Annotated in this window: 21 protein-coding genes; 9 read left to right on the forward strand and 12 right to left on the reverse strand. The window is 31.9% G+C overall.

What is annotated here, in order from left to right:
* Positions 1-55: 55 nt before the first annotated feature.
* The 3 genes from OIU80_RS15960 to recG all read right to left on the reverse strand — a co-directional run bounded on the left by OIU80_RS15960 (position 56) and on the right by recG (position 7075).
* Positions 56-3154, reverse strand: coding sequence for an efflux RND transporter permease subunit (locus OIU80_RS15960; protein ID WP_264287982.1), 3099 nt, complete (start codon positions 3152-3154; stop codon positions 56-58).
* Positions 3155-3246: 92 nt separating this feature from the next.
* Positions 3247-4308 (reverse strand): efflux RND transporter periplasmic adaptor subunit, encoded by a 1062-nt coding sequence (locus tag OIU80_RS15965; protein ID WP_264287983.1) that lies wholly within the window; start codon positions 4306-4308, stop codon positions 3247-3249.
* A gap of 658 nt (positions 4309-4966) precedes the next feature.
* Entirely contained in the window at positions 4967-7075 is a 2109-nt protein-coding gene (gene recG / locus OIU80_RS15970) for an ATP-dependent DNA helicase RecG (protein WP_264287984.1), read from the reverse strand.
* A 397-nt stretch (positions 7076-7472) separates the two neighbouring features.
* On the opposite strand from recG, the gene OIU80_RS15975 reads away from it, so the two are divergent.
* From OIU80_RS15975 to OIU80_RS15990, 4 genes are all read left to right on the forward strand, one after another.
* Positions 7473-8003 carry an STM3941 family protein gene (locus tag OIU80_RS15975; protein WP_264287985.1) on the forward strand — a complete coding sequence of 177 codons (531 nt, stop codon included), beginning with the start codon at positions 7473-7475 and terminating at the stop codon, positions 8001-8003.
* Between the two features lie 71 nt (positions 8004-8074).
* The gene (locus OIU80_RS15980) at positions 8075-8854 is read left to right on the forward strand and encodes a hypothetical protein (RefSeq protein ID WP_264287986.1); all 780 of its coding nucleotides are present in this window, start codon (positions 8075-8077) and stop codon (positions 8852-8854) included.
* A 234-nt stretch (positions 8855-9088) separates the two neighbouring features.
* Positions 9089-9643 (forward strand): DUF1697 domain-containing protein, encoded by a 555-nt coding sequence (locus OIU80_RS15985; protein ID WP_264287987.1) that lies wholly within the window; start codon positions 9089-9091, stop codon positions 9641-9643.
* Entirely contained in the window at positions 9640-10122 is a 483-nt protein-coding gene (locus tag OIU80_RS15990; protein WP_264287988.1) for a DUF4348 domain-containing protein, read from the forward strand. Before OIU80_RS15985 ends, OIU80_RS15990 begins: the two co-directional genes overlap by 4 nt.
* Positions 10123-10126: 4 nt before the next feature.
* On the opposite strand, the gene OIU80_RS15995 is transcribed toward OIU80_RS15990, so the two are convergent.
* From OIU80_RS15995 to OIU80_RS16010, 4 genes are all read right to left on the reverse strand, one after another.
* A complete protein-coding gene (locus OIU80_RS15995) occupies positions 10127-10519 on the reverse strand; it encodes a hypothetical protein (RefSeq protein WP_264287989.1) in 393 nt (130 codons plus the stop codon).
* 249 nt (positions 10520-10768) lie between these two features.
* Complete coding sequence (locus tag OIU80_RS16000) at positions 10769-11461, reverse strand: aspartyl/asparaginyl beta-hydroxylase domain-containing protein (protein WP_264287990.1); 693 nt, start codon at positions 11459-11461, stop codon at positions 10769-10771.
* A 3-nt stretch (positions 11462-11464) separates the two neighbouring features.
* Positions 11465-11971 carry a hypothetical protein gene (locus tag OIU80_RS16005; RefSeq protein ID WP_264287991.1) on the reverse strand — a complete coding sequence of 169 codons (507 nt, stop codon included), beginning with the start codon at positions 11969-11971 and terminating at the stop codon, positions 11465-11467.
* A 43-nt stretch (positions 11972-12014) separates the two neighbouring features.
* A complete protein-coding gene (locus OIU80_RS16010; RefSeq protein WP_264287992.1) occupies positions 12015-12743 on the reverse strand; it encodes a Dph6-related ATP pyrophosphatase in 729 nt (242 codons plus the stop codon).
* Positions 12744-12977: 234 nt separating this feature from the next.
* On the opposite strand from OIU80_RS16010, the gene OIU80_RS16015 reads away from it, so the two are divergent.
* The 3 genes from OIU80_RS16015 to OIU80_RS16025 all read left to right on the forward strand — a co-directional run bounded on the left by OIU80_RS16015 (position 12978) and on the right by OIU80_RS16025 (position 16530).
* Positions 12978-13343, forward strand: a complete 366-nt coding sequence (locus tag OIU80_RS16015; protein ID WP_264287993.1) for a transposase — start codon at positions 12978-12980, stop codon at positions 13341-13343.
* Between the two features lie 54 nt (positions 13344-13397).
* Complete coding sequence (locus tag OIU80_RS16020; RefSeq protein ID WP_264287994.1) at positions 13398-15461, forward strand: M1 family metallopeptidase; 2064 nt, start codon at positions 13398-13400, stop codon at positions 15459-15461.
* A gap of 169 nt (positions 15462-15630) precedes the next feature.
* Entirely contained in the window at positions 15631-16530 is a 900-nt protein-coding gene (locus OIU80_RS16025) for a patatin-like phospholipase family protein (protein ID WP_264287995.1), read from the forward strand.
* 82 nt (positions 16531-16612) lie between these two features.
* Here the strand turns inward: OIU80_RS16025 and OIU80_RS16030 are convergent, their stop codons facing one another.
* From OIU80_RS16030 to OIU80_RS16050, 5 genes are all read right to left on the reverse strand, one after another.
* Positions 16613-17842, reverse strand: coding sequence for a lanthionine synthetase LanC family protein (locus OIU80_RS16030; protein WP_264287996.1), 1230 nt, complete (start codon positions 17840-17842; stop codon positions 16613-16615).
* Between the two features lie 11 nt (positions 17843-17853).
* Positions 17854-18837, reverse strand: a complete 984-nt coding sequence (locus OIU80_RS16035) for a T3SS effector HopA1 family protein (protein WP_264287997.1) — start codon at positions 18835-18837, stop codon at positions 17854-17856.
* Positions 18824-19918 carry a phosphotransferase family protein gene (locus OIU80_RS16040; protein ID WP_264287998.1) on the reverse strand — a complete coding sequence of 365 codons (1095 nt, stop codon included), beginning with the start codon at positions 19916-19918 and terminating at the stop codon, positions 18824-18826. The genes OIU80_RS16035 and OIU80_RS16040 overlap by 14 nt, the downstream gene beginning before the upstream one ends.
* Positions 19919-19984: 66 nt before the next feature.
* A complete protein-coding gene (locus tag OIU80_RS16045; protein WP_264287999.1) occupies positions 19985-21259 on the reverse strand; it encodes a hypothetical protein in 1275 nt (424 codons plus the stop codon).
* A 643-nt stretch (positions 21260-21902) separates the two neighbouring features.
* Positions 21903-22424, reverse strand: a complete 522-nt coding sequence (locus OIU80_RS16050) for a DUF7935 family protein (protein WP_264288000.1) — start codon at positions 22422-22424, stop codon at positions 21903-21905.
* Between the two features lie 124 nt (positions 22425-22548).
* On the opposite strand from OIU80_RS16050, the gene OIU80_RS16055 reads away from it, so the two are divergent.
* Together OIU80_RS16055 and OIU80_RS16060 are read left to right on the forward strand one after the other, a co-directional pair.
* The gene (locus OIU80_RS16055; protein ID WP_264288001.1) at positions 22549-23316 is read left to right on the forward strand and encodes a sulfite exporter TauE/SafE family protein; all 768 of its coding nucleotides are present in this window, start codon (positions 22549-22551) and stop codon (positions 23314-23316) included.
* A 322-nt stretch (positions 23317-23638) separates the two neighbouring features.
* Positions 23639-25975 carry an ATP-dependent helicase gene (locus tag OIU80_RS16060; protein ID WP_264288002.1) on the forward strand — a complete coding sequence of 779 codons (2337 nt, stop codon included), beginning with the start codon at positions 23639-23641 and terminating at the stop codon, positions 25973-25975.
* Positions 25976-26015 lie beyond the last annotated feature (40 nt).

Consider the following 26015-nt stretch of genomic DNA (forward strand, 5'->3'; position numbering starts at 1 on the left):
TTTTATTTAAAAGCGATTCGTGGTTACTATTTTATTTAAAGTATGCGTTTGCAGCTTATTTACTGCTTTCTTTTTCATATTCTTCGATATGATCAAACTCAGGATAGTGCTTACGGGCTTTAGACCACATTAAATACATTGCTGGAATTACAAATAAGGTAAGAATTAATGAAAAGATAGTTCCTCCCACAATTACAACTCCCATTCCTATACGGCTTGTAGAAGCTGCTCCAAGCGACATTGCAATTGGCAAAGCACCAAGTGCAATTGCCAAACTCGTCATTAAAATTGGTCTTAATCGCGCTTCTGAAGCTTCTAAAATAGCTTCTAATTTTGGTTTGCCTTGTTCTCGCAATTGATTGGCAAATTCTACAATTAAAATACCATTCTTGGTAACCAAACCAATCAACATTACGGTTCCGATTTGGCTAAAGATATTCCATGTTTGGTTAAACAACCATAATGAAAACAGTGCTCCAGCAACGGCCATCGGTACAGTTAAAATAATAATAAATGGATCAATAAAACTTTCAAATTGAGCCGATAATATCAAAAATATTAATAATAAAGCCAATCCAAATGCAAATGAAGTATTCGAACTACTCTCCACAAAATCCCGAGATTCACCACCTAAATCAGTAGTAAAACTATCATCAAGAACTTTGGCCTTTATTTCGTTCATAGCATCAATACCATCGCTAATACTTTTTCCTGGAGCTAAACCAGCAGATACGGTAGCCGACATATACCTATTGTTATGATACAATTGTGGCGGATTACTTTGTTCTTCAATCGTAACTACGTTATCCATTTGTATTAATTGCCCTTTTTTGTTTTTTACAAACATCGAAGTTAAATCCAATGGTTTCGAACGGTCTTTTTGGTCAAATTGTCCAATTACCTGATATTGTTTTCCGTTTTTAATAAAATAACCAAAACGTTGTCCGCTTAACGAAAGCTGTAATGTTTGTGCAATATCAATAATCGAAATACCTAAGCTTTCGGCCTTTTCACGATCGATACTTACATTAATTTCAGGCTTATTAAATTTTAAATTTACATCAGTTACAGAAAAAGTATCATTCTTATTGGCTTCCTCCATAAATAAAGGAATTTTTTCTTCTAATTTCTGAAAGTTAGGCGCTTGGATAATATACTGAATTGGTAATCCTCCACGGCGATTTACTGCAATAGTAGGCTGTTCGGTTACTGAAGTTTTTGCTTCAGAATATCTTTTAGTCCATTTTGTTAGTTTTTCGGCAATTTCTTTCTGAGAACGAGTTCTTTCGTTAGCTTCTTTAAGCGCGATTCTAACTCTACCACTGTTTACAGATGAAGATCCAAATCCTGGCGAAGTAATTACTAAGCTTACTTTTTTCTCTGGTATCGAATCATCTATTAACTTTCCTAGTTCTTGCATAAAACGATCTGTATATTCGTATGAAGATCCTTCAGGAGTTGTTACGCTTAAAACAAGCGCACTTCTGTCATCATAAGGAGCCGTTTCTTTTGGCAAAATGCTAAAAAACAGATAAATTAATCCAAAACAAATTGCGATAATAGGAAAGCTCAACCATTTTTTCTTCATAAAACGAGCTAATGCATCAGCATATCCGCTATTTAATTTCTCGAAGTATGGTTCTGTTTTAATATAGAAATTTGATTTTTTTTGTTCGCCACCTTTCATTAAATAAGCATTTAACATAGGGGTTAGGGTCAAGGAAACAAATGCAGAAATTAATACTGCTGCACCAATAACAACTCCAAACTCTCGAAATAGCCGCCCTACGAATCCTTCTAAAAAGATTACTGGTAAAAATACCGCTGCAAGCGTTACTGAGATAGATATTACAGCAAAGAAAATTTCATTAGATCCTTTAATTGCGGCTTCTATTGGCGACATTCCTTCTTCAACTTTCTTAAAAATATTCTCTGTTACCACAATACCATCATCAACCACAAGTCCTGTTGCCAAAACAATTGCTAATAATGTTAATACATTAATCGAGAATCCAAAAAGCCACATAATAAAAAATGTTGCTATTAAGGAAACTGGAATATCAATTAATGGTCTAAATGCGATTGCCCAATCTCTAAAAAACAAAAAGATAATCAAGATAACCAGAACAATAGATATCATTAATGTTTCTGCAACTTCCAGAACCGATTTCTTAACAAAAAGGGTACTATCAATTGCAATATCAAGTTTGATATCTTTAGGAAGATCCTTTTTTAAAGCATCGTATTTTTTATAAAATTCTTTTGAAATATCCAGATAATTTGCTCCTGGCATAGGCACAATAGCAAGTCCTATCATAGGAAGCCCTGATTGGCTTAATTTTGTTTCCGTATTTTCTGGACCTAATTCGGCATTTCCAACATCGCTTAAACGAACTATTTTTTCACCATCAGAACGAATAATAATATTATTAAATTCTTCTGGTTTTGATAAATTTCCAACTGTTTTTACAGTCAACTCTGTATTATTTCCTGTAAGTTTTCCTGAAGGTAACTCAACATTCTGAGCATTTAAGGCAGCACGAACTTCTGATACTGTGCATCCGTATGCAGCTAGCTTTATAGGATCAATCCATAAACGCATTGCATATCGTTTTTGCCCCCAAATTTGAACACCACTTACTCCCGGAATAGTTTCTAGTCGTTGCGAAATAACATTCTCGGCATAATCACTTAATTCAAGAGCACTTCGTGTATCACTTTGAACTGTCATAGAGATTATAGATTCACCATTGGCATCTGCCTTAGAAACAACTGGAGGAGCATCTATATCCTGAGGTAAACTTCGAACAGCTTGTGATACTTTATCACGGACATCATTTGCTGCTTCTTCAAGATTTTTGTCAAGATTAAACTCAATAGTAATATTACTGCTTCCTTGTACACTTGATGAAGTAATGTTTCTAATTCCATCAATGGCATTAATTGCTTTCTCAAGCGGTTCGGTAATTTGAGATTCTATAATATCCGAATTTGCTCCTGTATAATTAGTACGAACAGAAACTTGTGCTGGATCGATAGATGGAAATTCTCTTACACCTAAAAAACTATATCCTATAAGACCAAATAATACAATTGCTAGATTTAAAACAATTGTTAATACGGGCCTCCTTATACTTGTAGTTGATAAACTCATTTTTTTGAATTATAAATGGGGAAATGAATTATGTTTTTTAATTATTTAAGATTTAGCAAAAGTGCTAAGCCTTATAATTTCAAATTCATAACTTATAATTTAACTTTTACTTTAATTGGATTGTCATTCTTTAATGACATTACACCACTTGTTATAACGGTATCTCCCTTTTTTAAACCTGAAAGAATCAAAATAGATGCATCAGTTCGTGTAGCTGTTTCTACCATAACTTCTTTGGCTTTACCAAAATTTGAGATAAAAACTTTTTTACCATTTTGTACTGGTATAATTGCTTCGGTAGGTACTACAATAGCGTCTTTTATGATATCTAATGGTAGTTTTACATCAGCAAACGTTCCTGGAAATAATTTACCATCTTTATTTTCAGCAATAGCTCTAATTTGAAGCGTTCTTGTTTCTACAGCAACTTCTGGCTCTATAGCATAAATTTTTGCTGTATATAATGTATTTGATCCTGAAACACTAAAGGTTATAATTGAATTATCTCTTACCTGACTTGCGTATTTCTCTGGAATCGAGAATGTAATTTTTAGTTTACTTGTATTAACCAATTTGGCTACCAAAACTGTTGGGGTAATATAAGTACCTGGAGAAATAGAACGCAATCCTATTTTTCCAGAAAATGGAGCTTTTACAGCAGTTTTTGCAATTTGTGCACGTATCAATTGGCTTTGTGCTTGTGCAGAAGCATAATCAGCTTTTGCAACATCGTATTCTTCCTGACTAATAGCTTCTTTTTGTAAAAGTAATTTAGCTCTTCTTGCATTTTCTGCAGCCAGACTTTCTTTGGTAGTAGCCTGTTTTAACTGAGCTTTTAATTCTAAATCATTTACTTTAAAAAGTACCTGACCTTTAGTTACATTACTCCCTTCATTGAAATAAATACCTTCGACTATTCCCGAAACTTCACTTCTAATTTCTACTTGCTCATTAGCTTCAATAGATCCAGATAAGGATAGATTATTATCAAAAGTCTGCGTATCTACTACAATACCTGAAACTGTAATTGGATTGTTTTTACTGTTTTGACCTTTTGATTCGTCATTCTTATTTTTATTGGATACAATTCGGTAGGCAATAAATCCTCCTATTCCGATTATTAGCAAGGCATAAACTAGGTTCTTTATTTTCATAAGATTTTTGGTAAAACTAGAATTAATAGATTTTGGTTTTTAAGTGAATTCACAAATTTAGTTTTTTGCATCCAAAACTAAATGCCTTATCTTTATATTTAACAGTTGTATGTACAAATATTAATATTTTAATTAAAGAAAGACAAAAAGAGGCAGAATTACAATTGTACTAAGACTTAGTTCTCGAAGAAAGGTTTAACAGGATAATCAAAAAAAAAAAAATCTTTTTAGGCTAAAAGTTGCAAAGGCACTGAACCACTAAGATTTAAAAGAAGAAAATAGTGGCTTTTTTTGATTGTATCTCTTGATATATAGCAATAGAGTATATACACAACCCGTTGATTGCATTTACTTCGTCTTCTCGCTTAGCTCGGCTTGCAAAATTTCATTTAAAACATAGGTTTTATTTGTGAAAAAGAAAACAAAAAGAAATACATTTCTTTCACAAAGCTAGTTATGTGCATTTAAAACAAGTATAACGCCTTTTTGAGTGTGCAAAACCTATGTTTCTTTGTATTAAAATTAATTGCACCCAACGGGTTATACTCAATTTGTTTTATCTTAATCTAAACTTAACCGCAAAGAATACAATCCCGATTGCTATCGGAACTAAGAGCCTTTAAACCTTAGCGCCTCAGAACCTTAGTCACTTAAAAAACTAGCTAATATAATTCCAGATATTCTTTTTCTTAGTTAACTCTATAAATACAGCTTTTAAGATAGCGTTTTCAGGTTTTTGTAATGGTGCATCTTCTTTAAGAATCATTAAAGCATAATTTCTAGCCAGTGACAAAATATCACGATCTCGAACAATATCGGCTATTTGAAGATTTAAAACCCCACTTTGTTGCGTTCCCATTAAATCACCAGGTCCGCGAAGTTTTAAATCAACCTCGGCAATTTGAAAACCATCATTGGTTTGTACCATCGTTTCCATTCTTGTTTTACTGTCAGAGCTTAATTTATGGGAAGTCATTAATATACAATAACTCTGTTCGGCACCACGACCAACACGGCCTCGTAATTGATGTAATTGCGAAAGTCCAAAACGTTCTGCACTTTCTATAATCATTACACTCGCATTTGGTACGTTTACTCCAACCTCGATAACAGTTGTAGCAACCATTATATTTGTTTTACCTTCAGAAAAGCGTTTCATTTCCGAATCTTTATCTGCAGGTTTCATTTTTCCATGAAGAATAGAAATCGAATAATCGGGTAGGGGAAAATCACGAGAAATACTCTCATAACCATCCATTAAATCCTTGAAATCCATTTTTTCTGATTCTTGAATCAATGGATATACGATATAAATTTGTCTGCCTAAAGCAATTTCATCGCGCAGGAATTTCCAGACTTTCAATCGGTTACTATCATAACGATGAACAGTTTGAATTGGTTTACGTCCCGGTGGCAACTCGTCAATTACTGAAATATCTAAATCACCATATAAACTCATTGCCAAAGTTCTAGGAATAGGAGTAGCAGTCATAACCAAGACATGTGGCGGAATTTCGTTCTTTTTCCATAATTTAGAACGTTGCTCTACTCCAAAACGATGTTGCTCATCGATTACAGCTAATCCTAAATTTTTAAACTTAACCTTATCTTCCAATAAAGCGTGCGTGCCTATTAAAATATGTAAACTACCATTTTCTAATTCTTCATAAATCACTCTTCTCGCAGCGATTTTAGTAGATCCTGTTAGTATTTTTATATTGATATTTAATGTTGCTGCTAATTCTGACAATCCTATAAAATGCTGATTGGCTAAGATTTCTGTTGGAGCCATCAGACAAGCCTGAAAACCGTTATCAAGTGCCAATAACATACTCATAAAAGCAACGATTGTTTTTCCAGAACCTACATCTCCCTGCAATAATCGATTCATTTGGGCATTACTTCCCATGTCAATGCGAATTTCCTTAACCACCCTTTTTTGAGCATTCGTAAGTTCAAAAGGCAAGTGGTTCTGATAAAATACATTAAAATATTCACCTACTTTTGTAAACGGATGCCCTTTGATTTTATGCTTTCTAATCAGATTCTTAGTTATCAGCTGTAGCTGAATATAAAATAATTCCTCAAATTTTAACCGGTATTGGGCTTTCGCCAAAGTATCTGTGCTTTTTGGGAAATGTATATTAAATAAAGCGGCTCTTTTAGGAATCAGTTTTAATTCGTTTGTTAAATAATCAGGTAATGTTTCTGTAAACAAAGCTTGTGTTTCCAGAAATAGCTGCTGCATGAGCTTGTTAATTACACGATTTGAAATACCTCTGTTTGTCAAGGTTTCTGTTGATGGATAAACGGGTTGCATTGCTGAACGCAGACTTTGCTCATGCTCAGCCATTAATTCAATCTCTGGATGCGCCATACTAAACTGACTGCCATACAAACTGCACTTTCCAAAAATCACACAAACTTCGTTGAGTTTTAAACTTTCACGAATCCATTTGTGTCCTTGAAACCAGTTTAGGTCTAACTGTCCGGTATCATCAACAAAAGTTGCAACTAATCGCTTTTTGTTCTTTGCAAATTCAACCGTTTTTATATTGATGATTTTACCAATAATCTGAACTTCTGAACCTGTATTTTGTAATTCGTTAATCTTATAATATCGAGTCCTGTCTATATATCTATTCGGGAAAAAGTTAACCAAATCTATATATTTATGAATCCCCAATTCCTTACGAAGCAATTCGCCCCGATTAGGACCAACACCTTTTAAATATTCGATAGGAGTTTGAAGAAGATTATAAGACATTCTTAATTATTAGTTTATTCAGATTTAAGAATTGTTAGATTATCCAGTTTTGTTAATCTAACAATTCTTAAATCATTAAAATATTTATAAAAAGCGAAGATAGATTTTAATTAGGAAAATAGAAAATACAATTGTTTTGAAAAAGTTAAATGCTATCATTTAGAGTAAGAAAGAATCATTTATCTATCTCACAAAAGAAACAGACAACTCTACAAACCCCATATTTTAAGAATAAATTTCTTAAAAAAGTTTCTTTTAGTAAGTTTTTTATACGAAAGAAAATACTTATTTTTGAAAAACTCTAGAGGAAGAGCTAATTAATTCAATAATAAATTCTTCTCTCAACATTATTTGAGATGAAGAATTATAATATAAAATTACTGCTGAAATAAAAATTATGCAAAGGCTTCCTTACCACATTTACCTAAATAAAAAAACAATTATAATCCGTTTTATTTTATTTCTATCGCTCTTATTAATTGCAGTTTGGATGTTATGGCATAATACAAAACAGTTTTATGACGGTCAAAGTTTTCATCCAGAGGTACTGTTTTTATCTCCTTTTATGATTATTGGAATGCTCTTTTATACAATAAGAGAAGTGCGCTTATTTGATAATAATGAAATACAAATAACGCTTAATCATAAAGGAATTATTTTTTACGGAAAATACTTCATTGAAATTGGAGTAGTAAATTGGGAAGACATAACAAGATGTGTTGAAACAAAGGAACAATACGACACTATATTAAATATAATTGTTCATCAACCAGATATTTATATAAATAAAATTCAAAATAAAAAGTACCGCAAAAAAGTAGAAACTTACTGCAACGAAAATGGTAATGTCTTATTATGGATAAATGCAAGGCTTTTGAATTGTGATCTTACGGAATTAAAAAGAAACATTTTTCAAATGATAGATTAAGACAAAGAATACAAATAACTAAGATTAAGCAATTATTTGCTATTTAATAACCCCCTAAACTAATTAACAAAATGATTTACGTTTACGAAATTGTAACAAAGCCTTTAACTTCAAAAATTATTTCTGAAGAAATCTGTCCAGTATGTAATAAAAATGAATGTATCGAATTAACATTGTATATGCGTTATACCACTTTGGTTATCCCTTTCTTTGGAATGGGAAGGAAAACAGGAGTAGTTTGTACCAATTGCGGTGAAGTTTTAAAAAACCCTGATGTATCTGTATTTGCAAAGAAAAAATACTCAGCCAATATAGAAGCTGAGATTAAGCAGATTAGAAATAATTACAAAAGAACCTTATGGCAGTTATTATACCCATGGTCATTTTGTATTGTATTGCCATTAATCGTTTTAATTGCATTAGGATATAATAAGATTAATAACAAATCAATTGAGAAAAAGTCTGAGGAGTATGCTGCATTAATTACTAATCCGCAATCTGGAGATATTTACAAATCAACATGGTCTCAAGAAAATAGCCAGTTGCAAGGTGCATTGGTGAAACTAATACGAATTGATGCTGATACGATGTATGTTATTCGTAGTAAAGAAATGATTCCTATGAGTTTTTCTAAAGCAGAATGGGATAAACTTTCTTCTAATGCCGATGCATTCGATTCTAAAGAGTACAAAGTAAAGAAATTTACAGATTTAAATGGAGACAATTTTGGGCAGTTTTTCATGTACAATAAAGATGATAATGGTAAAATAACTCCAAAATATTTGGGAGCAATACTTAATAATAATGCTGCAATGGATTTAAATTTTGAAACGATTGAACGAGCAAAATAAAAAACATAATATCAGTAGCTTTTAGGATTCTAAATAGTTTTAGAAAAGCTACTGATATCTTGATAAAATAAGAATCTATCATTTACTGAGGCAAAAGAAAAACTTCAACAAAAATTCGTTCAATTTTTATTGAAATTTATTATCGAAACTTATTAGTAATTGGCAACTATTTTTAAATCACTCTAGGTTTTAATTATAATTGAATCTTTATCTTTGAACAATAAATTAAAACAAATGACAACTCATCTCGCATTACTTCGTGGTATCAATGTTTCTGGACACAACATGATAAAAATGGAAGCTTTAAAAACTACTTTAGAAAATATAGGTTTTCAAAATGTACAAACTTACATTCAGTCAGGAAATGTTTTTGTCGATACTGATGAAGACAATGCATCAAAAGTTGGTTTTTTAATCAAACAGGAAATATTTAAAGTTTTTGGACACGAAGTACCAATTGTTGTTATTAGCAAAGAAGATTTAGAAGCTTCTTTTAAAAACAATCCCTATTTAAAAGAAAAAGACGCAGACATTAAAAAATTATATGTGGCTTTTGTATCGATAGCATTGCGAAGCGAAAGTATCAATGATTTAAAAATTAGTCAATTTAAGCCTGACGAAGCTAGTATTGATGGCAATAGAATATTCATTAAATATGCTGTTGGGGCTGGAAAAACTAGATTTGATCAAAAGTATATCGAGAAAAAATTAAATGTAACAGCAACTATCAGAAACTGGAATACTGTAACGCAATTATTAAAAATATACGAAGAAAGGCAAGAGGCATGAAAATAATTCTAAGATCATCTTTTGTAATTTTACTATTACTTGCTGTAAGTTGTAAAAAAGAAATAGCGCCTCAAAATAGCATTATTTTAAAAGACGAAACAGAAAGCATTCTTACAAACGATGAAAAAGAACCTGAAGACGCAAGTGATAAAACCAACCAAGAAGACTTCAATCATTTCTTTAGGTTATTTAATCATGATGCTGTATTTCAAATAAGTAGAGTTAATTTTCCATTGAAAGTAAAAATCAATAATGATGACTTAGAACTAGTTGATTACATAATTCCTAAAGAGAAATACACATCTATTGACTTGGATAAAAAACCTGAAGAAAGAGGATATAAACAACAACTAATTCTAAAAAAAGACAAAGCAGTTATTCAACAACGCGGAATCGATAATGGAATTTTTATAGATTATTTTTTTGAGAAAAAAGATGGGAAATGGCAACTTGTAACTTGGGTTGATATTTCAACTTAATACATCAATTAAGAACTGGAATTGCTGTTTTCTTCAAATAAATAGTATCCGCATTATGAACAGCGCCTTTTCTCATTCCGCCACCAAAAGGATTATGTAAATCAATAGATTTCTTTTCGTAACCATCTTTATAAATAACTTCATTAACATGTAGTGGAGGAGCTTCATATCCCACAAAAGTAAATTGAGAATACCTCATTTCTTTTAAATTAAAGTAACCCATTGCATTAGTTAAACTTTCTCCTACCTTACAATTTACAATAGGTGTATTAGTACTTTCATCATAAATATAGCCCATAATTTGTGGTCTTTTACATCTGCTTACCAAGCAACTTTGAAATAAAAATGCAATAACAATTAAGGTAACTAGTATTCCATATTTTCTTAAATTAGACATATTCACTTATGTTTACTTTTCAACACCACAATGGTGTAATTAATTTTAACATATAGCAACATAGATTTTTGTACTTTTAAAAAAGGTGTTTCACTTAATTTAAATGTACATAGCTAACTATATGAAAGAAATATTTTCTTTTTATCTTCTTTTGAGTTCTATTTTACACATAAAATCTATGTTCTTATGTGTTTAGATGAAATTTTATGCATTACGCACCCAGCAGTTTTTAAATAATTAAATCAGCCTTTATTGCTCTAGATTTTTAATCATTTCATCTGCCATTGGTGTATTCATTCGGCGTAATTCACTAATTACAAGCTGTTTTTGCTCATCACTCATCACAGGAATTGGTTTTACAAATTGTTCTTGAGGAGCTTCTTTATAAAACATAGCATCAGTCCATTCGTTTCTAACACCGTCGATAACAAGATGAATACGATCTTGTGTTCCTCTATTGGCAACCGAATGTGTAAAATTAGCATCTATATACCAACATTCACCTTCATTCATAATCAAGCGAGTACCATCCAGAATAAATTCAACATCGCTATTTGTAATTATCGGAATATGCAATCGAAAAGAATCATCTTCATATCCCAAACAATTATCACTATGCGGCTTAACTTCAGCACCTACAGCCAACTGTAACAATCGCACAGCTGTTTTCTCAAATAAAAAACCATCTAATATTTCTTTAAAATAGGTACAGGAATTTAAAATTTCGGTAGCAACTAGTTTTTCATTATTAGTAGGTGAAGCATAAATAGCATCCGATTTACCGTTTTGAGACATTAAAGCAATCGAATTCCATTTTCCTGAGTAACAATCTGTATTGTAATGATCAATCCAATTTTCGTTTATAATCTTTTTTAGATCATTTTGTAGTTTTTCTGAATCAAATACAATTGGAAACTTTATAGAGCGTACTAATTTATCCATAATTTATTCTCTTATCCATTTTATCATTTTAGGAAATGCTTCTTTTCCTTCTTTTGCTGCTCGTTCTTCCCCTAAAGCCAATCCAGCCCATTCAAGAAAAGGTAAACCAATATAAACTTTATCATTAAAATTGGATATTAGCCACTCTGAATCATTTTTATATCCATTAGAATGAAATACAAGCTCTAAAGGCAATTCTAAGTGTTTTGCTGCTGCAAAAGACCAAAGGATTGCTGCAATTTCTTCGCCTTCAGTTGGCCAATCAGTAGCTATTTCATCAGTTTCTATTAATTTTCTATTAGCAGTAGGAGTAACCGCCAAATGTCCCGCTTCATGTAGAATATCCCCTGGATATAACATTTTTTTATAGTCAATATAAACACAACTTGCTCCTAAAGATAATCCCGGCAAGAAAGTTTCATCTAATTCTTTTTCAATAACTTTAATTCCTATTTCATCCAAGAAAAATATAATCTTTTCTACTTCTAAGCTTTTTTCTTTTACATGCATAGGAATAAGTTTTAAAATTAAATTTACAAATTATGTTTTTAGTTTAAATCAAATCGCAATACCAAAATCCATAATCAAAAGCATCATCTCCATTCGAATCGCAGGCTGTGTTAGTGGATTCTGTTTTTGGTTTTTCATATTTTCGATGTACAATTTCTCCTATTTCAAATTTAACTGGTTCAGAAAAAATAGGTCCATCAAAAGTAAAAGTATGAAATTCACCGTTTTCTCCACAAACATCTACATTATCTGGTAAATCATTTATAAAATCCTGATCAATTACACGACCAACAAAGCTCTTATCAAGAAAACGCTCATTTACACAAACTACAATCGTTTTGAACCCCAAAGAAATAAATTCCTGAATTAGATCTTTAGTTGGAATTTTCCATAATGGAAATACTGCCTCAAAACCTATATCAACTAATTTGTCCTCACGATATTTACGCAAATCTTCTAGGAAAATATCTCCAAAAATAGAATATTTAACGCCTTGTCCTTTCAGCTTAGCTAATGTTTTAGTCATTACTTCTTCATACACTTCCATGGTTGGCATTTCTGGAATTTGCATGATTTCTAAAGGCAATCCTATACTTTTTGCTTGTTGTTCTAATAACTCTACACGAACACCATGCATCGAAATGCGCTGAAATTGTTGATTTACACTTGTAAGCAAACAACTGATTTCGAATTCTTTTGCTTGTTGTATTTTATATAATGCTAATGCAGAATCTTTGCCACTGCTCCAATTAAATAAGGCGATCTTTTTCAATAGAATTGTTTAAGTATTTTCAAAAAGTAAACTTACAAATTTACTTCGATTAGTTCATTAAACCTTTGTAACTTTGGAATCAACAGAAGTTAATTTATGTTGTTATTTAAAAATAAATACAAAATACAGTCAAATAGATTACAAAATTGGGACTATTCCAGTTAAGGGATCTATTTTATTACATTAGCTACTTATAATAGAGAAAATATTTTTGATTCAATAGATTCTGATTTGATGATTCTAAACGATAATGGAAAAATTATTGAATCTATTAAAATCAGGGATAACTGGATTTTTCATAATTGGATTATAATGCCAAATCATATTCATTTATTAATTGAAATTCAAAACAATGATATCCAAACCGCAGATATACAATCTACTGACACGCAATATGTAAATGCGCAAACTGTAGAGACGTACCGCAGTGCGTCTACATTCAGCACATCAAACAACACAGAGACAAACATTGCGAAGACGCACTGCGCCACACAAAAAACGCTCGTCTCTAGAACATCAATTCGGCAATCAAATTATCACGATCACATTGTTCGTAATTACAATTCATTCGAAAAAAACAGATTCTTATATAACCAATAATCCTAAAAATTGGAATTCAGATTCTATCAATATCTCCAATACAAATACATCAATATGAAATACATTCTTTTTTTCTTTACCTTTTTCAGTTTTGCACAACAAACTCAATATGTTGATTTTAAAACCGTTTTAGGAGAAATTAACATCAATACAACAAATAAAACAGTATCTGGAAATGTGAAATATGATTTTGAGGTTCTTCAACCCACTGATACCATTAAAATTGATGCGCAAAACATGACGTTTACTGATGTGAAAATAAATGGTAATGAAATAATTTATACAAATACAAATAAACAATTACAATTAATTTTTCCATTTCAAAAAGGAAAAAACATACTTACTTTTAGCTATACAGTTCAGCCTAAACAAGCTTTGTATTTTATAAATGCAGAAAATAAAGAGGATACTGAAATCTGGACACAGGGTCAAGGAAGATATACCAGCAACTGGTTTCCAAGCTTTGATGATGTTAATGAAAAAGTAATTTTTAATATGGATATTACCTTCGACAAAAACTTTAAAGTTATTTCAAATGGTATCCTGAAGAACAAACTAGAGAATGGAAATTCTTTTGTTTGGCAATACCGCATGCAAAATCCTATGAGCTCCTATTTATTAGTACTTGCTATAGGAAAATATGAAGAAAAGACATTGAAATCAAAATCCCGAATCCCTTTAGAATATTATATCGAAAATAATGACGTTTCTCGTTTTGAACCAACCTATCGTTACTCTAAAGAAATTTTTGATTTTCTGGAAAAAGAAATAGGAGTAAAGTATCCTTGGGAAACATACAGACAAGCTCCAGCCCGCGACTTTCTATATGCCGGCATGGAAAACACAACTGCTACTTTATTCTCTACCAGATATGTTGTCGATTCTACAGGCTTTGAAGATAGAAAATACACTAATATTAATGCACACGAACTAGCGCACCACTGGTTTGGAAACCTAATTACTGCCGAAAGCAGTACTCATCATTGGCTACAAGAAGGTTTTGCAACCTATTATGCTTTACTTGCCGAAAAAGAAATTTATGGTGAAGACTATTTTTATTCCAAATTATACGAAACAGCACAGCAACTAAAATTTGCATCCAGAACCGATACAATACCGGTTTTAAATGCTAAAGCAAGTTCACTTACTTTTTATGAAAAAGGAGCTTGGGCTTTATTTGTTTTACACGATGCATTAGGTGATAAAACTTTTAAAAAAGTAATTAAAAACTACTTGAAGAAGTATGCTTATAAAACAGTAAATACAGATGATTTTTTTGAAGAAATAAGAAAACTATCTAATTATAACTTAAAAGAATTTTCTAAAGTATGGCTTGAAACAACTAATTTTAATACTCAGCAAGCCAACGAATTACTAAATAAAAACAAAGCCATACAAATACGTTTAGAGGTTGACAAATTCAATAAAAAAACAATTGCAGACAAAGAAGAGTTTTTATCGAAAGTTTTACAATCAGATGTTTATTTTACAGTTAAAAAAGCAATTGTAAACCAACTAAAAAATGAGAAATATGATGCTAAAAAGCAATTGCTTACATTGGCTTTAAACACAAATAATTTACAAGTCCGTCAAGAAGTAGCTGCTACTCTATATAAAATCCCTGAAGACTTTAGAACTCAATATGAAACATTGCTGGATGACAAATCCTATCAAACACAAGAAATAGCATTATTTTATTTATGGAATAATTTTCCGTCTCATCGCAATGAATATCTAGATAAATCAAAAAACTGGATTGGCTTTAACGATTATAATCTAAGAACATTATGGCTTTCATTGGCATTATCAACCGCAAATTACACTTCAGAACCAGAAATACTAGTAAATGAATTAATAGAATATTCATCCCCTAAATATGAGGCTACCACACGTCAAAACGCTTTAGAAAAATTAATCAATTTTCGATTAACAAATGATGTAGTATTAACAAATCTGGTTAATGCAACGACCCATCATATGTGGCAATTTTCTAAATTTGGAAGAGAAAATATTCGAGTACTCTTAAAAAATAGTGAAATGCGTAGTTCATTTGAAAGAATTTTGCCTAATTTGTCATCGAATGAACAGTTTCAATTAGAACGTTTGTTAAAAGAGTAAGTAGAGAATTGATTTAATAGAGTCAAGAAGTAAGAGAATAGCATTAAGATGATAGAATTTAGAGAATAAAGTTAAGATAACAGAAGAATAGAGAATAGATTTAGTCTGTTTTTTGCTTCTAGCTTCTTTTTATCTATTTCCTTTCAGATAAAAAAACTACAATACATTTATGAGAGCATTGGTTATTTCAGGAGGAGGAAGCAAAGGAGCTTTTGCTGGAGGAGTTGCACAATATTTATTAGAAATAAAAAAATGTCAATATGATTTATTTCTAGGCACTTCAACCGGAAGCTTACTAATCCCGCATTTGGCTCTTGGAAACATTCATAAAATTCATGGTATTTATACCAATGTAAACATGGGGAAAATATTTAATATTAGTCCATTTGTAGTAAAAGAAAAGGGCGGAATTGATATTGTTACCATAAATCACTTTAATGTAATCCGTCAATTTTTTAAAGGAAAAAGAACATTTGGAGAAAGCAAAGGATTGCAAAAATACATCAAAGACCATTTTTCTATATCTGAGTTTAATCAGTTAAAAAAACTTAAAACCGATGTTGTTGTAACGGTCACAAATTTATCAAGAAATGAAGCAGAATACAAATCAATAAAAGATTGTAGCTATGACGAGTTTTGCGATTGGATTTGGATATCTAGTAATTACATTCCGTTTATGAGTTTAGTTACCAAAAATAACTCCGAATATGGCGATGGAGGATTCTCTAGCTTGGTTCCAATTCGTGAAGCTATACAACGTGGAGCAACCGAAATAGATGTCGTCATCCTTGAAACAGAAGTAAATATAACCAAAAATGCTATTGGCAAAAATCCATTTTCATTAATGATAGATTTATTCCGAATAGCATTAGATCAGGTTGAGAAACATGATATCGCAATTGGAAAACTAATAGCAAAAAATAAAAATGTAAAACTAAACTTGTTTTATACCCCAACAAAACTAACCAACAACGCATTAATTTTTAATAAAGAAGAAATGAAAAAATGGTGGGAAGAAGGATATGAGTATGCTCAGAATAAGTCTGAGATTATGAGTGATAACAGGTAATTTTTAATTTCGATATAATTATACAGATGTAATTTAAAAGATCAAAAAACAATTGATTTTTTTGATCTTTTAAATCAAATTACTAAGAAAGTCCGAGTTGTGGCATTAACAAACTCTTATGTTTATTTTTATTAAGCAAACGCAAATAAAAATAGCCTGTTCCTGCAATACCCATCATAAGTCCAGGAGTATACTGTCCTGTGCTTAATCCGGTTGACCACTGAATATTATTATCCTGATATTTGCTAATACCTGCATCACCCACAGCCTCTGCAAGTTTCTGGTATTCAATTCCCCCACAATCAAGAATAATATCTGCATTTCCAGCTATACCGTGGCAAATTGAATAATTAGTATTACTCAGATTTTCCATCAAACTATGATAAATAGAATTGGTAGTAGTTGTAAGAGCAATATTCATCTCGTTTATAAAAACTGTATTCGGATGTAATTGATTTGCTTTTAATCTTGATATTGTAATACCCGGTGCGCCATGGCACCATGCTAAACCACATACATTTACAGTTGAATTTGAAACATCATCTCTAAAATCTGGCCAGTTTTGTTGCGATACATCAAAAGACTGACGTTCATAATTAAAACCACCTTCTGCACCTTCTAAAAATACAGAATTCCCTGTCGCCTGATACAATTGTAACAAAGCCAAAGCTATTCCAGATGAACCATGTGAAAAGCCTGTCAGATTTTTTTGCGATGGAACTGTTGCCCAAGACCAAACGTTATTATTTTTAATTGCTGTATTGCATAATAAATAACCTAAAGCAACTGCTTTATCAAGAAACTCAGGCTTTTTAAAGTTTAGATGAACATCTAATAAAACTGGAATTGTTCCGGCCGCTCCACTTATAATATCAATTTCATAAGACTGAAGTGAATTAGAAGGAATACTATCAAGTAAATCGATTCCATCCTTTATCCAGTCTTCTCTATTTAGTACTTTTCCAATTCTTATTAATGCCGTAGCTATACCGGGTTTTCCTGCATAAAAGCCATGATTAATTGCATCATACATAGTAGTTCTAACTTGCTCAATGCTACCTTCTATCGTTTTTAATAAAATAGGATCTTTTCTCTCTGTATATAAAGCAGTTAAAAATAAAGCAATCCCAGAAGTACCGGAGTAAACATCTGGACCAAAGGTTTTGATAACAGGCTGATAAGTACCATCTAAGGGCTCAAATGAATACCCTTGCCATGTACAGGATTTATCATGCCATATACTGGTTTTCATTAAATCACTTCCAATATTCCATGCGGTTTCAAGGAAATTATTTTTATTTATCTGATTCATAATTATCACTTTTAATTGAATAGTATTTTTGATCCTTTATTAAGAAAAGTTTTTTTAGGATCTATTCCTCTTTTCATAAAAGAGGTAGCAATTTCATTAACAACAATATTCGCAGCGAGTTTCTTTTGTGAAGTACGAAATAAGGTTTCAGCTATTATTGTTACTCTGTTCATTCCAAAACTTTCATGTGCATTTGGGCTTTCGGCTATACCAATACCTTTAGCATATCGATAAGTAAAAAGAGGAACATCTTCCTGTAAATAATCTTTCATTTCATCATTTATGCTAGGTAATAACATTTTTATTATCGGCATTATAGAGTCTTCAATATAAAGCACAGCTGCATCTCTACGAGAGTAGAAATCAGGATGATTAAGGCATTTAAAAATAAAAGAGATATTGTAATAATTTAATTTTTCAGTAAGGATATTAATAAGTATAGGCGCTCCCTCACTGATGCAGTTCCAATAAATTCTGGTAAAATTTTGAGAAGCATTTATTGGCTGGTTACTAAAAACATAATAAAATGTAGGCTGTCTTTGTTTGTCTTCTTTTGGAAATAATACAGCAACAGTTTGCCCCAACTCTATTGCAGATGGTGACGAAATACCTATTAATGAAGAAACAGAAACTACTCGTATTTCGGTTTGTTTTATAACTTCAGCATATCCATTCGGGGCAATATATTTAACAACCCAGCCTTGCTCAATTCTGTCTTTACTATTGTTATTTTGCGATAGCTTTTCTATAAAAACAGTATCATTATTAATATCATTTCCAATAAATTTATTTTCTCTGTTGTCCTGACCTGACTGATAGGATTCTTTTAAAGCATAACATTCAGAATATAATATACCAATAAGATATGACATTGCATTGTCTTGAGTAATTGCATATTGTTTTTCTCTGAAAGTTATTTGCAAGTCAGAGATATGCAACTGACTTACAAGTCGAGTAAGTTCTTTAATAATAGTTTTATCCTCAAACATATTCATATACTTTAATATTAAACAATTCATATAATAGAGACTCAGGATCCTTCATAATATTAAAAGCAAGCTGGATACAACGCATATTATTAGCTTCTATTTTAGTATTATATGTTATACCTTCTACACTTGTCTGGATAATTCTAGCCGCTGTAAATTGCATAATTCTAATTAAAAAGGAGCTGTAATATGACTCTGGATATCCCTGTAACTCCATATATTTATAAAGAAATGTCCGTGCAGATGATTGAGTGTTTTTAATATCATAGGGCTGCATATAATCAGGTAACTTATAATTTTTAGGATCATTATTATCAAAACCCAAAAGCCATACTGTAATATAAGATTGCATCAAACCAGCCACGTCCCACATTGGATCTCCAATATCTGCTAATTCCCAATCGATAAGTTTTTGTTTTATTCCATCGCAGTCTTCTGTAGTTAAAAAATTAATCCATTTAATATCTCCATGAATAAAATGGGTATATTGCCAGGATACCGCCAAATTAATTAATGCATTCTGCAAGACTTGATTTTGTTTGATAAGATCAATAATGTTTGCACTGGCTTCATTATTAACAAAAAATTCATTGGCTTTGAATTTATCCAATTGCAATACCCAAGGTAATGTTTTAGGAAAAGCAGAAGTATCTGTTTTTGTATCTGGAACAATATGACATGTCGATAATATTGTGGCTTGCTCGCGAGCAAGATTTAAGTCAAAGTTTTTTGTGAGCATATAATACTCATGTAAGTTTTTGGCATTATATAAAAGCTCCGTAACCATTATGTTATTTTCATCATCATGATCTAACAGTTTTGGAACAATAGCAGCTATTGATGCAAATTCGATGTTGTTTTTAAAGAAATTATATGCGCTAATTTCTCTTTGAAATAAACTATTAGCAACCTTATCATTGCCCATTTGCTTCACAAACAGAGAATTTTCCGGCTGAACTAAAATTTTCATGATATTATTCCTGGTTTTTACAGGATGCACCATAAAATGACCTTTAACAACAGCATCTTCATTAATAAGCTGTCGCTTATGTAGATATTGGTATACAGATTCGGGCGCTAATTGCATAAGTTATGATTTAAAATTAAAAAAATAACCGCAGAACATAAATGCTCTGCGGTAAAAAAAATGATATTAACAAATAGGAGGTATTCCTGTACAAGATACAGTTGGAATACACTGGCTTATAGGTAATGTAGGTATAGCCGCTGCTGTATCAACTTTTTGCTGTTGTGCAAGACAAATAGGAGTTATTCCTGTACAAGAAACAGTTGGCACACACTGACTAATAGGCAATGTAGGAAATGCTGCTGCATTATGACCAACTTGCTGTTGTGCTAGGCAAATAGGAGTTATTCCAGTACATGAAACAGTTGGTACACACTGACTAATAGGCAATGTAGGAAATGCTGCTGCATTATGACCAACTTGCTGTTGTGCAAGACAAATAGGAGTTATTCCAGTACATGAAACAGTTGGCACACACTGACTAATAGGCAATGTAGGAAATGCTGCTACATTATGACCAACTTGCTGTTGTGCAAGACAAATAGGAGTTATTCCAGTACAAGAAGCAGTTGGAATACATTGGCTTATAGGCAATGTAGGTATTGCTGCTGCATTATGACCAACTTGTTGTTGTGCTAGGCAAATAGGCGTAATTCCTGTACAAGACGCAGTAGGTATACATTGACTTATTGGCAATGTAGGTATTGCTGGTGCGTTAGCAGTATGACAAAAAGGTGTTGACGTTGGACTACAGAATAATGTATAAGATGTTTGACTTGAGCCGCCCTGTTGAGTAGCGCAAATAACTGGTATCCCTGTACAAGATACAGTTGGAATACACTGACTTATAGGCAAAGTAGGTATAGCTGCCTGATTATTCAGGTAATTATTATAGATATCACCTTTAAGTGCTGAAGAACCCGAATGGTCATCACACTGACATGGTGCATTTAAAGAACCTGTAGCATGTAATGCTAATATACTTGAAAATTGGCTATCATCAATTTCGTTCTCAATACCATGTAATAGTAATGGCACAGAGAATGTATGATTGTAGTTAAAACATTTCCATCCAAGGAATGGAACGTCAATGCAAGGATTTAAACCTAAATCAAAACTAAAAACACCGCTTGCTTCATTGAAGTTAGCGATGCTCACTGTAATTTTGAATTTACTAAAAGGCTGCCAAGTAAAACTTGTATTTGTATTAAAGCTAAAGCTTTTGTTCACATTACCAAAAGGAGTTTTTAATCCTAATGTAATTGTAACCTGACCCTTTACAGCACTAGCAGAGACGCACATGCTGCAACCTAAGAATGATGGCGTACACCACTCTGAGGCAGCAAGGCTATCGTACCCTTCGTACACAGCCCCGTTTTCTACGTTTAAAATTTTAGACATAACTTAAATGGTTGATTTGGTACCTACTTTTTTTTAGGGTTTTCGGCTTTCTTCCCTGTTTTTTGGTTGGATGAACTTATTGTATAAAATAAATCGTGACTATAACTTTTTTAAGTATCATGTAAACACATGTAGGTTTTTATTGTCGTAAATTCTTTTATTAATAAGAGGAGAAACAAATGTTGCTAGCTTTTCGTTTGTTATTCTGAAATAAAATTACAAGGATCATTAACTAGTTTAAGGAGAAATGACATGAATAGGATAATTTCTGTCATGGAAGAAGAAAAAAAAGAGCATAAAAAAACTCTTCCAAATTATAAAAGAGAATAAAATAAGAAATACACACGCAAAATCGTAACTATTTAAAAATAAACAATTTAATAAATAATTATAGAGGATTTAAGTTCAGAAAACGAACATAATATTTTTTGTAACAAGACGGAAACTACATAATCTTAATCGTGATGATCTATAAGATCTGAAATAGTTATAAAAAATAAATCATTACTATAGTGTAATAATGTGTTGAAAAGTTACAGCGTAGTAACTAAGAATAGGAGGAGAATAAAAGGAATATATCTTAGAATAAATATATACTGAATTTAGAAAGGTCAAAAGCTTTTCAACCTTTCTAAATTATTTTTTACCACATTTCGCTCACTTCATTTTTAATATAAGATAAAGCAGCGCTACTAGGTGATTGTTTATCAAATAAATCATTTAAGATAACCTCACGTAGTTTATCAGCACTATCAACACGGTCACTCATGCTAGCTTTACGAATCATTTGGATAGTAGCATTTTTAGCAGTCGTAACAATAGTCCAACATTCGTCAGACATATATATTTGCTGCGTTAGATTATGTTCAAATTCTTGTTCAATTTGTGCAATAACAAGATTTTCATACTCATTTTTATCATTAGATGTTGGCGTAACACGTATTAACAACTTAGTTAAACTAATACGTTCAAGATACAATGTAATACGCTCATACGCTTGTAAACGCAATGGTAAAGCTTGTTTCTGAGCATCTTTTTGCAATAACCACCTTCTGGTGCTTTGTTTGTCAGTAAGATAAGATTTGAAAAAATAATAAGCTACACTACCAGTTACAACAGAAGGTAAAGTATAAGCAATAATTTCTATAATTTTATTTGAATCCATTTTTTAAATTTGAGAAAACAAAAATATACTTTTTGAACGTAATTCAGCATCATTTTAATTGTAATATTTACTTAAGAAGGTTAATTTTACCAACTTTCAAATTTTAATAAAATACTACACATAATTGGAAGACTACATCATAATTTTACTTTGTTTAGCTGCCTTTGCAGCAGGATTTATTGATGCCATTGTGGGCGGTGGTGGATTGATCCAAACGCCAATGGGATTGATTTTATTACCCAATTTACCTGTATCTACAGTTATTGGAACATTAAAATTGCCAGCCTTTAGCGGAACCGCTTTTGCAGCTTATCAGTATTTAAAAAAAGTGGTCATTCAATGGAAGTTACTGATCATTATGATGCTTTTAGCAGTACCATCTGCATTTCTAGGATCTACTTTATTAACTTATGTAAGTAATGACTTTATGAAACCACTGTTATTAGTTGTTTTATCTCTATTACTTATTTATACCTATGCAAAAAAGAATTTTGGACAGCAAGTAGTCAAAGACCATTCAGCAAAAACACAAATTATATACGCTGTTCTAATTAGTGTAATCGTAGGTTTTTACGATGGGTTTATTGGTCCAGGAACAGGCAGTTTTTTTGTAGTAGCTTTTATTGCTTTAATGGGGTTTGATTTTTTACACGCTTCGGCAAATGCAAAAATGGTCAACTTAGCAACAAATTTCGGATCAATTTGCTTATTCATTATAAAAGGAAAAATCATTTGGTCAATAGCATTACCAATGGCAGCAAGTAATGCTTTAGGAGGTTGGCTAGGAGCCAAATTAGCTATAAATAAAGGAAATGGATTTATTAGGGTTTTCTTTTTGATTGTAGTAATCGGTACTTTAATCCGTTTTGCTTATGATGTGTTTTATAAATAAGAGGCATTGAGAAGCTGAGTTACTAGGGTTCTCCGTTTTTTAGCTAATTGTCAGGCTTGCTTTCAAGAATCGGGTCCTTTTTGTTCAATAGTATAATATAATTTTTCATAAGATGGAAAAACTACTTGATGTAAGATGCCGAGACGCTAAGAATTTAAGTTGCTGAGTTTTTTTGACACTTAGAACCTCAGAACCTTTGCAACTCAGAAGCTTGTTTAGCTGTATAATTTAAATAAAATCTTAGTCGCTTAGATCCTTAGTATCTTAGTAGCTATTTCAATCAATAATTCTTATTTTTGCATCAATTATGGAGAAAAATTTCATGCAAAAATACATTGACCAGCTCAATGAAGCACAGAGACAGCCTGTTTTAAAGAAAGACGGGCCAATGATTATTATTGCTGGGGCAGGTTCAGGTAAAACTCGTGTTTTAACAATTAGAATAGCTTATTTGATGGCTCAGGGTGTTGATGCATTCAATATCTTGTCGCTTACTTTTACAAATAAAGCGGCCCGTGAGATGAAACACAGGATATCTGATATTGTGGGAGCATCGGAGGCAAAAAACCTTTGGATGGGAACTTTTCACTCAATTTTTGCGCGAATTCTTCGTGCAGAGTCAGATCATTTGGGATATCCATCTAATTTTACTATTTACGATTCTCAGGATTCTGCTAGATTGATTTCTTCAATCATAAAAGAAATGCAACTGGATCGTGATGTTTATAAACCAAAGCAAGTTTTAGGCCGTATTTCCAATTACAAAAACAGTTTGATTACGGTAAAAGCATATTTTAATAATCCTGAATTGGTAGAGGCTGACGCCATGGCAAAAAGACCAAGATTAGGAGAAATTTATCAGCAGTATGTAGACCGTTGTTTTAAAGCCGGTGCTATGGATTTTGATGACTTATTATTAAAAACTAATGAATTATTAACTCGTTATCCAGAAGTTTTAGCGAAATATCAAAATCGTTTTCGCTATATTTTGGTTGATGAGTACCAGGATACAAACCATTCTCAGTATTTGATTGTTAGAGCATTATCAGATAAGTTTCAGAATATATGTGTGGTAGGTGATGATGCGCAGAGTATTTATGCTTTCCGTGGAGCGAATATTAATAATATTTTGAATTTCCAGAAAGATTACGAAGGTGTAATCATGTATCGTTTAGAGCAAAATTATCGTTCAACGAAAAATATTGTTGAAGCGGCAAATACCGTGATGGAACATAATAAAACAAAACTGGATAAAATAGTTTGGACTGCGAATGATTTTGGTGCAAAAATTAAAGTGCACAGAAGTTTAACAGATGCTGAAGAAGGACGTTTTGTAGCAAGCACAATTTTTGAACAAAAAATGCAAAACCAATTGCATAATGGTTCGTTTGCCATTTTGTATCGTACCAATGCACAATCGCGTGCAATGGAAGATGCCTTGAGAAAACGTGATATTCCGTATCGTATTTATGGTGGATTATCATTCTACCAACGTAAGGAAATTAAAGACGTTCTGTGCTATTTAAGATTAGTAATTAATCCTAAGGATGAGGAAGCATTGGTTCGTGTTATTAATTATCCGGCTCGTGGAATTGGTGATACTACTGTTGAAAAATTGACAATTGCAGCCAATCATTATAAGCGTTCGATTTGGGAAGTGATGGTCAATATTGATAAAATTGACTTGAAACTGAATGCAGGGACAAAGAAAAAAATCAATGATTTTGTAACGATGATACAGAGTTTTCAAGTCATTGATCAAAACCAAGATGCTTTTTATATTACCGATCATGTTGCTAAAAAAACAGGATTAGTACAAGAACTTAAAAAAGATGCTACACCTGAGGGTATGGCAAAAGTTCAAAATATTGAAGAATTACTAAATGGTATAAAAGATTTTACCGAAGGTCAGAAAGAAATTGATGGAGCAAGAGGTGCATTATCCGAATTCATGGAAGATGTAGCACTTGCAACCGATTTAGATAAAGATACTAGTGATGAGGACAGAGTTGCCTTAATGACGATTCACCTTGCAAAAGGGCTAGAATTTCCTCATGTTTTTGTTGTCGGAATGGAAGAAGATTTGTTTCCTAGCGCAATGAGTATGAGCACAAGAAGTGAATTAGAAGAAGAACGTCGTTTATTTTACGTAGCTTTAACACGTGCAGAGCATCAAGCTTATTTAACATATGCACAGTCACGATACCGATGGGGAAAATTAACAGATAGTGAACCATCCCGTTTTATAGAAGAAATTGATGCTCAATATTTAGAATATCTAACACCCGCTGAAAGTAATTACCGCTATAAACCAATGATTGATAGCGATATTTTTGGTGACGTTGATAAATCTAAATTGCGATTAGCAAAGCCTATTGGAACCACACCTCCTAAAACAGCTAATAATAATGAACCAAAAACGGATTTAAATATCCGTAAATTAAAACCAGTATCTAGTAATCCAAATAATGCAAGTGCGCCAAATTTATTCGATAGTAAATTTACAATTGGAAATATTGTAATGCATGAACGATTTGGAAAAGGTGAAGTTGTAAATCTAGAAGGAGTAGGAGCAGACAAAAAAGCAGAAATAAAATTTGAAGTAGGCGGAATTAAAAAATTATTGTTACGATTTGCTAAATTAGATGTAATAGGATAACCAATGTTTCAGGTTTCATGATTCAAGTTGCTGTCGGCTA

Origin of the sequence: Flavobacterium frigoritolerans (assembly GCF_025847275.1) — a bacterium.
Lineage (GTDB): Bacteria > Bacteroidota > Bacteroidia > Flavobacteriales > Flavobacteriaceae > Flavobacterium > Flavobacterium frigoritolerans.

Coding starts and splice junctions, on each gene's coding strand:
- OIU80_RS15980 (WP_264287986.1), top strand. CDS start 8,075: ATGATTTACGTTTACGAAATTGTAACAAAGCCTTTAACTTCAAAAATT.
- OIU80_RS15965 (WP_264287983.1), bottom strand. CDS start 4,308: ATGAAAATAAAGAACCTAGTTTATGCCTTGCTAATAATCGGAATAGGA.
- OIU80_RS16005 (WP_264287991.1), bottom strand. CDS start 11,971: ATGCATGTAAAAGAAAAAAGCTTAGAAGTAGAAAAGATTATATTTTTC.
- OIU80_RS16035 (WP_264287997.1), bottom strand. CDS start 18,837: ATGAATATGTTTGAGGATAAAACTATTATTAAAGAACTTACTCGACTT.
- OIU80_RS15985 (WP_264287987.1), top strand. CDS start 9,089: ATGACAACTCATCTCGCATTACTTCGTGGTATCAATGTTTCTGGACAC.
- OIU80_RS16050 (WP_264288000.1), bottom strand. CDS start 22,424: ATGGATTCAAATAAAATTATAGAAATTATTGCTTATACTTTACCTTCT.
- OIU80_RS15995 (WP_264287989.1), bottom strand. CDS start 10,519: ATGTCTAATTTAAGAAAATATGGAATACTAGTTACCTTAATTGTTATT.
- recG (WP_264287984.1), bottom strand. CDS start 7,075: ATGTCTTATAATCTTCTTCAAACTCCTATCGAATATTTAAAAGGTGTT.
- OIU80_RS15960 (WP_264287982.1), bottom strand. CDS start 3,154: ATGAGTTTATCAACTACAAGTATAAGGAGGCCCGTATTAACAATTGTT.
- OIU80_RS16025 (WP_264287995.1), top strand. CDS start 15,631: ATGAGAGCATTGGTTATTTCAGGAGGAGGAAGCAAAGGAGCTTTTGCT.
- OIU80_RS15975 (WP_264287985.1), top strand. CDS start 7,473: ATGCAAAGGCTTCCTTACCACATTTACCTAAATAAAAAAACAATTATA.
- OIU80_RS16015 (WP_264287993.1), top strand. CDS start 12,978: ATGATTCTAAACGATAATGGAAAAATTATTGAATCTATTAAAATCAGG.
- OIU80_RS16060 (WP_264288002.1), top strand. CDS start 23,639: ATGCAAAAATACATTGACCAGCTCAATGAAGCACAGAGACAGCCTGTT.
- OIU80_RS15990 (WP_264287988.1), top strand. CDS start 9,640: ATGAAAATAATTCTAAGATCATCTTTTGTAATTTTACTATTACTTGCT.
- OIU80_RS16040 (WP_264287998.1), bottom strand. CDS start 19,918: ATGCAATTAGCGCCCGAATCTGTATACCAATATCTACATAAGCGACAG.
- OIU80_RS16045 (WP_264287999.1), bottom strand. CDS start 21,259: ATGTCTAAAATTTTAAACGTAGAAAACGGGGCTGTGTACGAAGGGTAC.
- OIU80_RS16020 (WP_264287994.1), top strand. CDS start 13,398: ATGAAATACATTCTTTTTTTCTTTACCTTTTTCAGTTTTGCACAACAA.
- OIU80_RS16030 (WP_264287996.1), bottom strand. CDS start 17,842: ATGAATCAGATAAATAAAAATAATTTCCTTGAAACCGCATGGAATATT.
- OIU80_RS16000 (WP_264287990.1), bottom strand. CDS start 11,461: ATGGATAAATTAGTACGCTCTATAAAGTTTCCAATTGTATTTGATTCA.